We start from the raw sequence: 13414 nt of genomic DNA, 5'->3' as shown, positions 1-13414 counted from the left end.
TATTTAAAGTTTCACTTTATTCACTTGAGCAAAAACATCGCAGTTCGAAAATATATTATAATAGAATGAAAAGAAAGAAATTTGGCAGAAAGGAAGGGTGGCGATGCAGGAGATGGTTAAAGATTTTTTTGGACGCCCACTTCAAGATTTACGTATATCTGTCATTGATCGTTGCAATTTTAGATGTACATATTGTATGCCAGCGGAAATATTTGGGCCAGAATATGCTTTTTTGAAAGACGAGTTTTTACTAACTTTTGATGAAATTGAGCGTTTGGCAAAATTATTTGTTAGCATCGGTGTACGGAAAATTAGACTTACTGGCGGTGAGCCACTGCTTCGTAAAGATTTAACAAAACTTATTGCACGTCTTGTGAAAATTGATGGGCTAATAGATATAGGGTTAACGACAAATGCTATTCATTTAACGAAACAAGCGAAGGCATTAAAAGAAGCTGGATTACATAGAGTGAATGTTAGTTTAGATGCGATAGATGATGACATATTTAAGAATATTAATGGTCGAAATATTAATACGAAACCGGTAATTAAGGGAATTATAGCAGCTAAAGAGGCGGGCTTGGAAGTAAAGGTAAATATGGTTGTGAAAAAAGGGATGAACGATCATCAAGTACTACCGATGGCTGCGTATTTTAAAGAGCAAGGAATCACGCTTCGGTTTATTGAGTTTATGGATGTTGGTAGTACAAATGGGTGGAATTTTGATCAAGTCGTTACAAAACGAGAATTGATTGAGATGATTCATAAGGTGTATCCGCTTGAGCCAGCTGAAGCGCATTACTTTGGTGAAGTTGCGAAGCGATATTGGTACGTTGGAACAAATGTTGAAGTTGGTTTTATTACATCTGTTTCTGAGTCATTTTGTGTCTCTTGTACGAGGGCGAGAATTTCGGCAGATGGAAAGTTTTATACGTGCTTATTTGCGACAGAAGGTTTGGATGTAAGAGAACTTCTTAGAGGAAATCTTTCGGATGAGGAGTTATTAAGTGTTATACAAGATGTATGGATGAATAGAAAAGATAGGTATTCGGATGAACGAACAGAAGAAAGTGCAAAAAATCGTCCGAAAATCGAAATGTCTTATATAGGAGGATAAGAAAGGGGGGTATCGCATGCAGGAGCGATATTCAAGACAAATATTATTTTCTGGTGTTGGAGAAGAAGGGCAGAGAAAAATAAGAGAGAAGCATGTGCTTATTATTGGTGCTGGTGCTCTCGGTGCGGCAAATGCAGAAGCGATTGTTAGAGCGGGTGTTGGAAAAGTAACGATTGCTGATCGTGATTATGTAGAATGGAGTAATTTACAAAGACAACAACTATATACAGAAGAAGATGCAAAGCAGTATAAACCGAAGGCGGTAGCGGCAGCAGAGCATTTAAGAGCGATTAATTCTGAGGTGGAAATAACTCCGGTTGTGACAGATGTAACGGTGCAAGAAATGGAAGAATTAGTGAATGATGTAGATTTAATATTAGATGCGACAGATAATTTTGAAACGCGTCTTCTCATTAATGATATTTCACAAAAGTATAATATTCCGTGGATATATGGTGGGTGCGTTGGAAGCTACGGAGTAACGTATACAATTTTACCAGGGAAAACACCGTGTTTTCGCTGTTTAATGGAGCATCCGGCGAGCGGAGCAACATGTGACACAGCTGGTATTATACAACCGGCAGTACAATTAGTAGTTGCGCATCAAACTACGGAAGCGCTGAAAATATTAGTAGAAGACTACGGAGCGCTTCGTGAAACGATGTTATCATTTGATCTTTGGAATAATCAACAGATGGCATTTAAAGTGAATAGGCAGAAAAAAGATACTTGTTTATCTTGCGGAAGGTTACGTACATATCCGAGTTTAACATTTGAAGCACAAACGAAAACAGAAGTGTTATGTGGGCGAAATACAGTGCAAATTCGTCCAGGTGTGCGGAAGAATTTTAATTTGGAAGAAATTAAAAAGCGCTTACAAAGAAGTGTAGAGATAAAGGCGACACCTTATTTATTGTCGTTTCCGGTAGAAGAATATCGTTTTGTTTTATTTACAGATGGCAGAGCTTTCATTCATGGGACGAATGATATAAATGTAGCGAAAAGTTTATATGCAAGATATATAGGTTGAACCTAAAGGAAATCCTTTAGGTTCAACGGAGAAAGGATTATGAATTTCTCGTATAATCTCCACTTTTTCCACCTGTTTTTTCAAGTAAGTACGTTTCGCCGATAATCATACTTTTATCGACAGCTTTACACATATCATACACAGTAAGAGCGGTAGCCGAAGCAGCTGTTAAAGCTTCCATTTCAACACCGGTGCTACCTTCTGTTTTAACTTTTACTTCAATGAGTAAACGATATTGTTCTTCTGATTGTTTCCAATCGAAAGAAACGTCAACACCTTTTAATAGTAAAGGATGGCACATTGGGATAATATCAGAAGTTCGTTTCGCAGCCATAATGCCTGCGATTTGCGCAACTGCTAATACGTCACCTTTCCCAATTTCATTGTGAGAGATTTTATCGTAAATTTCTTTCGTAACGACAATGCTAGAGCACGCAATTGCTGTTCGAACGGTTGCTTTTTTGTCACTTATATCAACCATCTTCGCGCGTCCTTGGTCATTAAAGTGTGTAAATGAAGACATGGAATTCCTCCTTGAAGTAATTTCTATTGAATATATAAAGTTTAATCGAGATAAAAAAAATTGCAAATATGAGGTGAGAAACGATGGTAGAAAAACGAATTCCAATTCAAGTTGCTGAGGCAGTAGAACGGGTAATGAAATATGCAAAGCATGGTGAAGTAGAAGAAATTTCTATTTCGAAAAGTTACGGGAGAATTCTCGGGGAAGATGTTGTCTCAGATCATGACGTTCCTCATTTTGATCGTTCCCCTTACGATGGTTTCGCCATTCGAGCAGAAGATACGAAAGAAGCAACTCAAGAGAATCCAGTTGAATTTGAAGTAATAGGAGAAATCGGGGCGGGTTCTGTTTTTACAGAAGAAGTAGGATCTTTTCAGGTGGTTCGTATTATGACAGGAGCAGCTATTCCAAAAGATTGCAATGCAGTCGTAATGCTAGAGCTGACAGAAGGGTTTGAGAAGAACGGGAAAATATATATGAAGTTAAAACGCCCTTTTAATAACGGTGACAATGTGTCATTTAAAGGAGAAGATATAAAACAAAATCAAGTTCTCGTTCAGAAAGGCGTTGCAATTAATCCAGGTGTTGCCGCCTTATTAGCAACGTTTGGATATAGTACTGTGAAAGTTGTAAAACAGCCTGTTGTCGGTATTGTAACGACAGGAAGTGAATTATTAGAAGTACATGAGCCGTTAGAACCGGGGAAAATTAGAAATAGTAACTCGTATATGATCGCAGCTCAAATTATGAAAGCTGGCGGGAAAGTTCGTTATTATGGTCAACTCCCGGATGAGTTAGATGCATGTTTTACAGCTGTTCAATCAGCGGTGGATGAGGTCGACATTTTAATTACAACAGGCGGTGTATCAGTAGGAGATTATGACTACTTACCAGCTATTTATGAAAGGTTACAGGCAAATGTACTCTTTAATAAGATAGCCATGAGGCCCGGAAGTGTAACGACAGTAGCTGAAGTTGATGGAAAGTTACTCTTTGGTTTATCAGGAAATCCGTCTGCTTGTTATGTAGGCTTTGAATTATTTGTGCATCCAATTATAAAAACGTATTTGTATGCGAAGGAACCTCACGTATATAGAGCGGATGCTATTTTACAAAAAGATTTTCCAAAGCCAAATCCATTTACTCGTTTCGTAAGAGCGAACGTAACAATTATGGACGGGGCGTTACAAGCGATGCCAGTTGGTTTAGATAAATCGAGTGCGGTATCTTCACTTGCAGATGCGAATGCTTTTATCGTGTTACCCGGAGGAACGAGAGGATTTGAGACCGGAATGAAAGTATCCGTATTATTGTTAGAGCACTCTGAGGGATGTGATTGGCCATGGGCAAAGCCCCTTCAATCTTACAAATAGTAGGATATCAAAATAGCGGGAAAACAACACTTGTTGAGAAAGTGGTGCATGCATTAGCTGAACGAAAAATGAAAGTTGCTACAATTAAACATCACGGGCACGGAGGGTTTCCAGAAGTAGCGCAAAAAGATAGCGAAAGACACCGTAAAGCTGGTGCTGTTGTAAGTAGTGTAGAAGGTGCTGGATTGCTTTCACTTTCTTCACTAAGAAAGAAATGGTCCTTGCAAGAAATTATTCGCTTATATGAGTTTTTTGAAGTGGATACAATTTTAATAGAAGGCTATAAAAAAGAGAATTACTCGAAAGTAGTGTTACTTCGTTCTGCGGAAGACATTGAGCTTTTACATAAAGTAGAAAATATAGTGGCGGTTATTACGTGGTATGATGTTCCGGCAAATATACGAGAAGAATATAAAGTATTTCATATAACAGAAGAAGAGTTGTACATAGACTGGTTTTTACAAACGGTTAGGAGTGCGAAATGATAAATACATATTATGAAGTAATTGATACAGAAATCTCGATTGAAGAAGTAACGAAGAAAGTAATTCGACGTGAATGCGGTGCTGTTACAACATTTATTGGAACGGTTAGAGAGTTTACGAAAGGGCGTCGTACATTATACTTAGAGTATGTTGCTTATAAGACGATGGCAGAAAAGATGCTAGAGAAAATTGGCTTGGAAGTGAAAGAGAAATGGCCAGGTACATACGTTGCGATTACACATCGCATCGGTACGTTGCAAATTTCTGATATAGCGGTTGTTGTTGCTGTTTCAACACCACACCGTAAAGCGGCTTATGAAGCGAACGAATATATTATGGAACGCATAAAACAAATTGTGCCGATTTGGAAAAAGGAGTTTTGGGAAGATGGTGATTCATGGATTGGTGATCAATTAGAAAAAACACCATATCCGGCGGGAGAGCCTGGGAAGGAGCTATAAGTATGATTAGAGTATTGTTATTTGCGCACTTGCAAGAAGAAGCAGGGACAAGTGAATTACAAATAGAGAAAGAAAATATTACGGTTGCACAGTTAAAAGATGTTGTTGCGAACGAATATAATGTACCAGTTTCAGAGCCAATTATGGTTGCGATTAATGAAGAATACGCAAATGAAGATGACAGGGTCCAATCTGGTGATGTTGTTGCACTAATTCCACCAGTGAGCGGTGGTTAATATTGGATTTATTAAAGCGACTTTCCTACATAGGGAAAGTCGTTTTTTTATGGCAGTTTTGAGAACACTAATCTATAGAACAAGGAGGGAACTATGAAAAAAATATGTGTAGTTATCACAATGCTATGTGTGGCCTTTTTCTCTTCTCCAAGCGATTCTTTCGCGAAAGAATCAAGAGAACAGCTTTTAGAGAGTGCATTATCAAATAGGTACTATTCAGTTATTAGACAAGTGACAGAAGATCAATATGAATGTGCTTCAGTTATAGATATAAAGCGTCTTGGCAAGAAAGATGAATTTGTTCCTAGATACGAAGTGAAGCTACAATTTCTTACATTTCAAGGAGCGCATAATCCGCCGAACGATAAAGTTACGCTTACTTTGGAAGATCATTTAGATCACGTAAAGATAAAGAAAGTGGAGCGAGAAAAGAATGTTTCTGACGTTATTGCAGAAAAAGTTTGTGAGCGGGAAAAAGAAAAAATAAAAGCTCACTCTAACGACTTAGAGTGATAATCTATGGCATTTAGTAAAGAAAGGTAATGAGTGATGGATATATTTTTAGCGATTTTACCAGCTATATTTTGGGGAAGTATTGTGCTATTTAACGTAAAACTGGGCGGGGGCCCGTATAGTCAAACGCTCGGAACAACGTTTGGAGCACTTATTTTCTCAATTGTTGTTTATATTTTTATGAAGCCAGTATTAACACCTACCGTTATCGGAGTTGGAGTTGTGTCAGGTTTATTTTGGGCGCTTGGTCAGGCAAATCAATTGAAAAGTATTGATTTAATGGGTGTTTCGAGGACGATGCCAATTTCAACAGGACTTCAATTAGTCGCGACGACTTTATTTGGCGTTATCGTATTTCATGAATGGTCCACGACAATATCGGTCGTCCTTGGGATTTTAGCGCTCGTTTGTATTATTATCGGTGTTATTTTAACATCGCTTCAAAGTGAAGAAGAAAAGAATGCAGAGCAAGCAGCAAACTTTAAAAGAGGTATCGTAATTTTATTAATTTCAACAGTCGGTTATTTAGTTTACGTAGTAGTAATTAGGTTATTTAACGTAGATGGCTGGTCGGCTTTGTTGCCACAAGCAGTTGGTATGGTGTTAGGTGGGATTTTGCTTACCTTTAAACATCATCCATTTAATAAATATGCAATTCGAAATATTATTCCAGGATTAATTTGGGCAGCTGGAAATATGTTTTTATTCATTTCACAGCCGCGTGTTGGAGTCGCAACAAGTTTCTCGCTATCGCAAATGGGAATTATTATTTCCACGCTTGGTGGGATCCTTATATTAGGTGAAAAGAAAACGAAACGTCAATTAACGGGTATCGTTGTCGGTATCGTTTTTATTATCGCAGCCGGAATTATGTTAGGTATAGCCAAAAGTTAAAGGAGGTATGGAAATGTATAGTGATTTAGCAGGGAAAGTTGTCGTTATTACAGGATCAGCAACTGGTCTCGGAAGAGCGATGGGAGTAAGGTTTGCTAAGGAAAAAGCGAAAGTGGTTATTAATTATCGCTCACGAGAATCAGAAGCGAATGATGTGTTAGAAGAAATTAAAAAGGTAGGCGGCGAAGCGATTGCTGTAAAAGGTGATGTAACCGTCGAATCAGATGTTGTGAATCTTATTCAATCTGCTGTGAAAGAGTTTGGTACGCTTGACGTTATGATTAATAATGCAGGGATAGAAAACGCGGTACCGTCGCATGAAATGCCGCTTGAAGATTGGAATAGGGTAATTAATACAAATTTAACAGGTGCTTTTTTAGGAAGTCGTGAAGCGATTAAATATTTTGTAGAACATGATATTAAAGGGTCTGTCATTAATATGTCTAGTGTTCATGAGAAAATTCCGTGGCCACTATTTGTGCACTATGCAGCAAGTAAGGGTGGCATTAAACTGATGACAGAAACGTTAGCGCTAGAATATGCGCCAAAAGGTATTCGAGTAAATAATATAGGACCAGGTGCAATTAATACGCCAATCAATTCAGAAAAGTTTGCTGATCCTAAAAAACGTGCTGACGTAGAAAGTATGATACCTATGGGCTATATTGGAAAACCTGAAGAAATCGCAGCAGTAGCAACTTGGCTTGCTTCATCAGAGGCGAGTTACGTAACGGGAATTACGCTATTTGCAGATGGTGGAATGACGTTATATCCATCGTTTCAAGCTGGGCGTGGGTAATATAAAAGGACGAAGAGATAAAACTCTTCGTCCTTTTTTTACAAAAAAAATAGCGGCCAGCTATTTTAAATTTAGTGATTAATTGTATCTTGAAGAAATTCTGTTGCTTGATGTTCAGTAACATTTTGTACGAGCGCGACTTCGCTGATCATCATTTTTCGTGCATTATCTAGCATTTGTTTTTCGCTCGCATTTAATGTTCTCTCTTTATTACGGCGAAGTAAATCCCGAACCACTTCTGCGCTATCTTGTAAATTGCCATTTTTCATTTTTTCCATATTCATTGTATATCTTTGTTTCCATGAGAGTGATGGGTCTGACTCCCCGTTTTGAAATTCAAGAAGTATATCATCTAACGTACCTCGATCAACGATATAACGAATACCTGATTTTTTTAATTGATCCATTGGAAGCATTACTTGCATATCTTTACTAATGATGCGTATCACACAATATTGACGTGAAGTACCTAATATTTCTTTCTCTTCAATTGCTTCGATGATTCCTGCACCGTGCATTGGATAAACGATTTTATCACCAATTTGAAACAAATCATCCACCTCCATATGTGGTAACCACTTTTAATGATAGCATACGTATGTAAAAATGTCAAATTTTATATAATAACATAACATTTATATTCGAGTCAATAAGATAAAGTGCTTTTTTTATGTTTTTTTTTGAACTTATTTATCCCGCATTAACGGGCGATAAGACCCCCATCTCAAAATTTAGAGAAAGCAAAGAAGTTAGGTGGGGGTCGGGCTGATTAAAGTTTCACTTTATAGTGATTTTTTTAGAAAAATAGTACAGGTGAGAAAGAAGGCATATCCACTTATTTTTAAGCATAAAATGTAAAAGCGCTAATACAATATACCTAAATCCGTTCTTTGCAAAGGAGGGAGAGAAGGTGGGGCGCACAATAAAAATTGATATTACAAATAAAGTTGTAGCTAAATTTAGACCAAATTATTTGGAATTATATACGAGTAAATTTATGATAGGTAAGTTTTATGTCTATACTGAAGATAAAAAATATGTGTTAGAAGACGGATATATATATGAGAATGGAAAGTTTTATCGCATCATAGATACGCACCGTGGCAATAATCAAGCGGCGGAGGGCTGCGATCTAGGATGGTGTTAACATGATTCGTGTGAAAGTGTTTGATGAAAGTCACGAAAAAGACTTAGAAGACGCTGTGAATGTGTTTTTGAAAAAGATTGATGATAGCAACTTTGTAGATATTAAGTATCAAGTTGGTGTTTCCATTAACGACGATGAAAACCAAATTTATTGTTTTTCAGCAATGATCGTTTATAAAGCATAAAAAAGAGCTGGCTCACCCAGCTCTTTTTTATGTTTTATGTTGGGACAACATGTGTCGGTAATACGTTCATAATAGATTGGGGTGTGCCTAATTTTTTTGTCGTTAAAAGAGGCTCCCCTGTTTCATGATTTTGAGCATCTTTACACATACCAAGGTGATAACGATCACCTAAAAATGGATCAATATAAAAACCGTTTTTGAATACTTTATCATTCGGATGTTTTTCATGATGAATATCAGAGCAGTTAATGCAATAGAACATAGCTTTCATCCCCTTTTTATTTTTGTTTGAAAAAAGTGAGTCGGTAGTCATTTCGCTCCTGAGGAAATGTTGAGGAGAAGAGAAATAACTACCTACTCAAATGGTGGGCATATTCCTTCTGATTTGTCATATCTCGCGTATTGTCCCTTGAGGGAAGGAGGAGAGACGAAGTACGCATGATATAAGTAAGGCGCTTCTCTCAAGATGAATGATGGAGTTTCATGTTGAGAGAAGTTTTTATTTTGTATTGCCTTTGTGAGTATATTATGAGGAAATGCTAAGAGGGTGTTTGTCCTGTTGAAAAAATGTTGAGAATTTCTCAACAGTAAAAGAATTAGCGTTGACATGAAACTAAAAGGTGTTATATTATCGAAGTATAACCAAAAGGTGTTATGTTATAACGCCGAGTAAAGGAGAATGAAGATGGAACAACAAAATACATTAAATGATATTAAACAAACAATCGTTTTTAACGCGTCTATTCAAAAGGTATGGAGTGTAGTATCAACTGCAGAAGGGATTGCGTCATGGTTTATGCCAAATGATTTTGTATTAGAGGTAGGACATGAATTTCATGTGCAATCACCATTTGGGCCATCACCATGTAAAGTGTTAGAAATTGATGAGCCAAACCATTTATCTTTCTCATGGGATACAGATGGCTGGGTTGTTTCATTTGATTTGAAAGACTTAGGAGATAACAAAACAGAATTTACGTTAATTCACGGCGGCTGGAAACATCCTGATGAAATTCTTCCGAAAGCAAATGCGAAGAGCTCTATTATTCGCGATAGAATGAGCGGTGGTTGGGTAGCGATTGTAAATGAAAAACTGAAAAAGGTTGTCGAAGGCTAAGTGTCCTCGTCAGCAGCGAAATATGATGTATTTCAAGCAATTGCTGATCCAACCCGCCGAGAAGTAATACGGTTATTAAGTGACAAAGAGTTACCGATTTCCAAAATAACGGATCATTTTCCGATGAGTCGTACTGCGGTTGTAAAGCACCTTCATATTCTTTCGGAAGCAAATTTAGTAAGTGGAAGAAAAAGCGGAAGAGAGAAGATATATCGTTTGCATCCAGAACCATTAGAAGAATTACAACAGTGGCTCTCATATTATGAACGTTTTTGGGATAATAAATTATCCATGCTGAAACATATTGTGGAGAATGAAGAATAAAAAAAGGATGACCAAAATGGTCATCCTTTTTATTGTTGCTCACTTGTTTGTGTAGCTGGCTTTAATAAAAGCCAACCGATAATTAATGTACATACTGCTAATACGAAAGTGCTCATATAAATAACGTGTACACTTGCAGCTAATGCGGATTGTGATTCAGTGGCTACACTTGCTGTAGTCCCGCCGTGTCCACCAGATACAAGATCAAGGTTTTTAATGCCGCGTGCATGAATCATCGTATTAAAGATTGTTCCAAAGATTGCAGCACCTAACGTTTGACTGAATGTATTAATAAATGTGTTTAAACCAACGGCTGTTCCGCGTGTATGAGCTGGTACGGCTGCTTGAATTGTTACCATGTAAATCGGTGTCACAAGCCCCATTCCTAAGCCGAATAATCCGACTGCTACATAAATAAGGAACGATGGTGAATTTGTTGATAGTGTAAATAATAAGAACGTAGCGACTGATAAAATGCTAGCTCCAAGTAAAATGATTTGTTTCGTTTTTAATTTGCCTACTAAGTTACCAGAGAAAATAGCGCCAAATGTCCACATAACAGGGATTGGCATTAAAATAAGTCCAGCTTCTGTAGCATTTTTCCCTAATACACCTTGGCTCCAAATTGGAAGGTACATTGTAATACTAATAATCATTGCGCCAGCAATAAGAGTTAATATATTTATCGTAGATAATGTACGGTTAGAGAAAAGTGCTAGCGGAATTAATGGTTCTGGAGATTTTTTCTCGATGAATAAGAAAATAATAAATGAAATAGCGGCAAAGATTAATAGGCCGATAATTGTCATGTCTCCCCAGTTTTGCTTACTGCTACCTGTTAATAATGCATATAGTAGAGCGATTGTACTTAATGAGAAGACTGTTGCACCAAGATAATCGATATGATGCTTAGCAGGTTTAATAGATTCTTTGTAGTAAATTGCAATCATTAAGCAAGCGATAATTCCGAATGGAACGTTTAGGAAGAAAATATAGCGCCAAGAAAGGGAATCAACTAAAAATCCACCTACTAACGGTCCGATAACACCGGATACACCCCAAACGGCACTCATCCAACCTTGTGCTTTCGCGCGGTCTTTCGCTTCGCTATATAAGTCTCCAATAATCGTCATTGTGATTGGCATAACAGCACCAGCACCGATACCTTGAAGCGCGCGGAAGAAGATTAATTGTTCCATCGATGTAACGATTCCGCAAAGTGCAGAACCGACTAAAAAGATTGTAGCTCCGATTAGTAAAACTTTTTTACGGCCAAATAAATCAGCGAGCTTTCCGTATATTGGAGTCGAAACAGCTGTTGCAAGCATATAAATTGCATATACCCAACTAACAAGTTCGACGCCTGACAAATCACTCGTTATACGAGGGATTGCTGTACTAACAATCGTTCCTTCTACCGCAGAAAGAAACGTCATTAACATTAAAGACATCATGACTTTTTTTCTCATTTGTTTTCCCCTTACCCTTTTTTAAATATTCAACAATATAAAATATAAAGGTACTAAGGTAAATAAAGCAACAAAAAAGCAATGGAAAGTTACATGGAGCAGATATTTGTCGCTTCTTGTCGGTAAGTCGATAAATTTGGGAAATCGCCGATATAAGTTGCAGAATCGCTGATAAATTTGGAAAATCGCCGATATAAGTTGCGGAATCGCTGATATATTTGTGGAATCGCTCATATAATTTCATGTACCTATAAAAAAAGAAACAGGAATCCCTGTTTCTTTTTTTAATACTGCATTTTCGCGTTTTCTCCAGCTGTCGTTCCGGCAATTCTACCAGTAACAAGGGCTGATGTAATATTATAGCCACCAGTATAACCATGAATATCAAGAACTTCTCCGCAGAAATATAAGCCGTTCGTAAATTTAGAAGACATTTCTTTCGGGTTAATTTCTTTCACGGATACACCGCCGCCAGTAACGAATGCTTTTTCAATTGACTGCGTACCATTTACATTCACAGTAAACTCTTTAAAGTCTTTCACAAGTGCACGAATCTTTTCGTGAGAAACTTGTCCAGCTTGTTCGCTGCCGTCAATTTCATTTTTTTCTAATAAGAATAGGAAGTAACGTTCAGGAACATAACCTTTTAAAACGTTTTTAATTCCTTTTTTCGGATCTTCTTTCATTTGTTTCAGCATGCGCTGAAATAGTTGCTCACTATTTTCCTCTGGCAATGCATCAATACTCATTTGTATTGTATTCGTTTTAAACTTTTTCAGTGCTTTCACGACGAATTGACTACAGCGAAGAGCAGCAGGACCAGATAGGCCAAAATGAGTGAAGAGCATGTCCATTTTGTGAGAAATGATAGCTTTTCCTTTCGGGTTTAATACGCTTAAGTTTATATCACGTAAAGCAAGACCTTGTAATGAGCGGTCACGTATAAACGGCTCGTTTGAAAGGATAGGTACTTCTGTTGGGAATAATTCTGTAATTGTATGACCCGCTTTTTCAGCCCAAGCATATCCGTCTCCAGTAGATCCGGTTTGAGGAACTGATTTTCCGCCAACAGCGATAACGACGTGATTTGTTTCTAACACTTCACCTGTTTGCAGTATAACTGCTTTCGTTTGACCATTTTCATATTCAATCGTTTCAACAGGCGTATTTGTACGAATTTTTACACCTAAGTCTTTTAATCGTGTTAAAAGTGCGTCTACAACAGATTGTGCTTTGTTTGACACAGGGAACATGCGACCGTGGTCTTCTTCTTTCAATTTAACACCAAGATTTTCGAAGAATGTAATAATATCTTCATTATTAAAAATAGAAAAAGCGCTGTATAAGAAGCGACCGTTTCCTGGTATATGTTTAACAATTTCATCAAGTGGTAGACGGTTTGTTACGTTACAGCGTCCGCCACCAGAAATTGCAAGTTTACGCCCAAGTTTATTTCCTTTATCAAGAAGTAAGACATTTGCGCCTTCTTCTGCAGCACCAATTGCAGCCATTAGCCCAGAAGGACCGCCGCCGATGACAATAACATCATAATGCATAATATATCGACCTCATTTTCTACATTTCCTGCCTAAAAGAATAGCATGTTTTCCCTTAAAAGAAAAATAGAGTGAAGTACTGCTTAATGAGAGAATTGTGGTACAATACAAAAGTTAGAGTTCAGCACTATCCTGCCATTTGTAGGCGATAAGACTAAAACCTCAAGATTTAGGAGAAGTAAATAG

The 13414-nt window shown here is 37.5% G+C and carries 18 protein-coding genes; 13 read left to right on the top strand and 5 right to left on the bottom strand.

Features of this window, described 5'->3' with window-relative positions:
- Window positions 1-103: 103 nt before the first annotated feature.
- Together moaA and NST27_RS23155 are read left to right on the top strand one after the other, a co-directional pair.
- The gene (gene moaA / locus NST27_RS23160; protein WP_001157118.1) at window positions 104-1117 is read left to right on the top strand and encodes a GTP 3',8-cyclase MoaA; all 1014 of its coding nucleotides are present in this window, start codon (window positions 104-106) and stop codon (window positions 1115-1117) included.
- Window positions 1118-1133: 16 nt separating this feature from the next.
- The gene (locus NST27_RS23155) at window positions 1134-2147 is read left to right on the top strand and encodes a molybdopterin-synthase adenylyltransferase MoeB (protein ID WP_001158106.1); all 1014 of its coding nucleotides are present in this window, start codon (window positions 1134-1136) and stop codon (window positions 2145-2147) included.
- Window positions 2148-2184: 37 nt separating this feature from the next.
- Here the strand turns inward: NST27_RS23155 and moaC are convergent, their stop codons facing one another.
- The gene (gene moaC, locus NST27_RS23150) at window positions 2185-2670 is read right to left on the bottom strand and encodes a cyclic pyranopterin monophosphate synthase MoaC (protein ID WP_000094147.1); all 486 of its coding nucleotides are present in this window, start codon (window positions 2668-2670) and stop codon (window positions 2185-2187) included.
- Between the two features lie 83 nt (window positions 2671-2753).
- Between moaC and NST27_RS23145 the strand changes: the two genes are divergently transcribed.
- The 7 genes from NST27_RS23145 to NST27_RS23115 all read left to right on the top strand — a co-directional run bounded on the left by NST27_RS23145 (window position 2754) and on the right by NST27_RS23115 (window position 7431).
- A complete protein-coding gene (locus NST27_RS23145; RefSeq protein WP_047387004.1) occupies window positions 2754-4043 on the top strand; it encodes a molybdopterin molybdotransferase MoeA in 1290 nt (429 codons plus the stop codon).
- Window positions 4013-4528 carry a molybdopterin-guanine dinucleotide biosynthesis protein B gene (mobB, locus tag NST27_RS23140; RefSeq protein ID WP_000513645.1) on the top strand — a complete coding sequence of 172 codons (516 nt, stop codon included), beginning with the start codon at window positions 4013-4015 and terminating at the stop codon, window positions 4526-4528. Before NST27_RS23145 ends, mobB begins: the two co-directional genes overlap by 31 nt.
- Window positions 4525-4989, top strand: a complete 465-nt coding sequence (moaE, locus tag NST27_RS23135; protein WP_000611226.1) for a molybdopterin synthase catalytic subunit MoaE — start codon at window positions 4525-4527, stop codon at window positions 4987-4989. The genes mobB and moaE overlap by 4 nt, the downstream gene beginning before the upstream one ends.
- Window positions 4990-4991: 2 nt before the next feature.
- Window positions 4992-5225, top strand: a complete 234-nt coding sequence (gene moaD, locus NST27_RS23130; RefSeq protein ID WP_000621778.1) for a molybdopterin converting factor subunit 1 — start codon at window positions 4992-4994, stop codon at window positions 5223-5225.
- 93 nt (window positions 5226-5318) lie between these two features.
- Entirely contained in the window at window positions 5319-5738 is a 420-nt protein-coding gene (locus NST27_RS23125) for a DUF3888 domain-containing protein (RefSeq protein ID WP_000717679.1), read from the top strand.
- A 36-nt stretch (window positions 5739-5774) separates the two neighbouring features.
- The gene (glcU, locus tag NST27_RS23120) at window positions 5775-6632 is read left to right on the top strand and encodes a glucose uptake protein GlcU (RefSeq protein WP_000350861.1); all 858 of its coding nucleotides are present in this window, start codon (window positions 5775-5777) and stop codon (window positions 6630-6632) included.
- A 13-nt stretch (window positions 6633-6645) separates the two neighbouring features.
- Window positions 6646-7431 carry a glucose 1-dehydrogenase gene (locus NST27_RS23115; RefSeq protein WP_000286677.1) on the top strand — a complete coding sequence of 262 codons (786 nt, stop codon included), beginning with the start codon at window positions 6646-6648 and terminating at the stop codon, window positions 7429-7431.
- A gap of 71 nt (window positions 7432-7502) precedes the next feature.
- Here the strand turns inward: NST27_RS23115 and NST27_RS23110 are convergent, their stop codons facing one another.
- Entirely contained in the window at window positions 7503-7997 is a 495-nt protein-coding gene (locus tag NST27_RS23110; RefSeq protein ID WP_000451444.1) for a CarD family transcriptional regulator, read from the bottom strand.
- A 344-nt stretch (window positions 7998-8341) separates the two neighbouring features.
- On the opposite strand from NST27_RS23110, the gene NST27_RS23105 reads away from it, so the two are divergent.
- Together NST27_RS23105 and NST27_RS23100 are read left to right on the top strand one after the other, a co-directional pair.
- A complete protein-coding gene (locus tag NST27_RS23105; RefSeq protein WP_000533804.1) occupies window positions 8342-8578 on the top strand; it encodes a DUF2553 family protein in 237 nt (78 codons plus the stop codon).
- Window position 8579: 1 nt separating this feature from the next.
- Window positions 8580-8762 carry a sporulation protein Cse60 gene (locus NST27_RS23100; protein ID WP_000621751.1) on the top strand — a complete coding sequence of 61 codons (183 nt, stop codon included), beginning with the start codon at window positions 8580-8582 and terminating at the stop codon, window positions 8760-8762.
- A 34-nt stretch (window positions 8763-8796) separates the two neighbouring features.
- On the opposite strand, the gene NST27_RS23095 is transcribed toward NST27_RS23100, so the two are convergent.
- Complete coding sequence (locus NST27_RS23095; protein WP_000498988.1) at window positions 8797-9024, bottom strand: DUF3973 domain-containing protein; 228 nt, start codon at window positions 9022-9024, stop codon at window positions 8797-8799.
- Between the two features lie 423 nt (window positions 9025-9447).
- Here NST27_RS23095 and NST27_RS23090 point away from each other — a divergent pair, with 423 nt between their 5' ends.
- Both NST27_RS23090 and NST27_RS23085 read left to right on the top strand, forming a co-directional pair.
- Window positions 9448-9879 carry an SRPBCC family protein gene (locus NST27_RS23090; protein WP_000437765.1) on the top strand — a complete coding sequence of 144 codons (432 nt, stop codon included), beginning with the start codon at window positions 9448-9450 and terminating at the stop codon, window positions 9877-9879.
- Window positions 9880-10203 (top strand): ArsR/SmtB family transcription factor, encoded by a 324-nt coding sequence (locus NST27_RS23085; RefSeq protein WP_000098837.1) that lies wholly within the window; start codon window positions 9880-9882, stop codon window positions 10201-10203. It begins immediately after the preceding gene.
- 29 nt (window positions 10204-10232) lie between these two features.
- Here NST27_RS23085 and NST27_RS23080 read toward each other — a convergent pair whose 3' ends face one another.
- Both NST27_RS23080 and NST27_RS23075 read right to left on the bottom strand, forming a co-directional pair.
- On the bottom strand, window positions 10233-11672 hold the full coding sequence (locus tag NST27_RS23080; protein WP_001228005.1) for an MDR family MFS transporter: 1440 nt from the start codon (window positions 11670-11672) through the stop codon (window positions 10233-10235).
- A 284-nt stretch (window positions 11673-11956) separates the two neighbouring features.
- Window positions 11957-13228, bottom strand: coding sequence for a BaiN/RdsA family NAD(P)/FAD-dependent oxidoreductase (locus NST27_RS23075; protein WP_000558859.1), 1272 nt, complete (start codon window positions 13226-13228; stop codon window positions 11957-11959).
- Window positions 13229-13414 lie beyond the last annotated feature (186 nt).

The organism is Bacillus sp. FSL W8-0770 (assembly GCF_038008705.1).
Lineage (GTDB): Bacteria > Bacillota > Bacilli > Bacillales > Bacillaceae_G > Bacillus_A > Bacillus_A cereus.
Note: the sequence above shows the minus strand (reverse complement) of the source record. Positions and strands in the feature narration are given on the sequence as shown.

Coding starts and splice junctions, on each gene's coding strand:
- moaA (WP_001157118.1), top strand. CDS start 104: ATGCAGGAGATGGTTAAAGATTTTTTTGGACGCCCACTTCAAGATTTA.
- NST27_RS23155 (WP_001158106.1), top strand. CDS start 1,134: ATGCAGGAGCGATATTCAAGACAAATATTATTTTCTGGTGTTGGAGAA.
- moaC (WP_000094147.1), bottom strand. CDS start 2,670: ATGTCTTCATTTACACACTTTAATGACCAAGGACGCGCGAAGATGGTT.
- NST27_RS23145 (WP_047387004.1), top strand. CDS start 2,754: ATGGTAGAAAAACGAATTCCAATTCAAGTTGCTGAGGCAGTAGAACGG.
- mobB (WP_000513645.1), top strand. CDS start 4,013: ATGGGCAAAGCCCCTTCAATCTTACAAATAGTAGGATATCAAAATAGC.
- moaE (WP_000611226.1), top strand. CDS start 4,525: ATGATAAATACATATTATGAAGTAATTGATACAGAAATCTCGATTGAA.
- moaD (WP_000621778.1), top strand. CDS start 4,992: ATGATTAGAGTATTGTTATTTGCGCACTTGCAAGAAGAAGCAGGGACA.
- NST27_RS23125 (WP_000717679.1), top strand. CDS start 5,319: ATGAAAAAAATATGTGTAGTTATCACAATGCTATGTGTGGCCTTTTTC.
- glcU (WP_000350861.1), top strand. CDS start 5,775: ATGGATATATTTTTAGCGATTTTACCAGCTATATTTTGGGGAAGTATT.
- NST27_RS23115 (WP_000286677.1), top strand. CDS start 6,646: ATGTATAGTGATTTAGCAGGGAAAGTTGTCGTTATTACAGGATCAGCA.
- NST27_RS23110 (WP_000451444.1), bottom strand. CDS start 7,997: ATGGAGGTGGATGATTTGTTTCAAATTGGTGATAAAATCGTTTATCCA.
- NST27_RS23100 (WP_000621751.1), top strand. CDS start 8,580: ATGATTCGTGTGAAAGTGTTTGATGAAAGTCACGAAAAAGACTTAGAA.
- NST27_RS23095 (WP_000498988.1), bottom strand. CDS start 9,024: ATGTTCTATTGCATTAACTGCTCTGATATTCATCATGAAAAACATCCG.
- NST27_RS23090 (WP_000437765.1), top strand. CDS start 9,448: ATGGAACAACAAAATACATTAAATGATATTAAACAAACAATCGTTTTT.
- NST27_RS23080 (WP_001228005.1), bottom strand. CDS start 11,672: ATGAGAAAAAAAGTCATGATGTCTTTAATGTTAATGACGTTTCTTTCT.
- NST27_RS23075 (WP_000558859.1), bottom strand. CDS start 13,228: ATGCATTATGATGTTATTGTCATCGGCGGCGGTCCTTCTGGGCTAATG.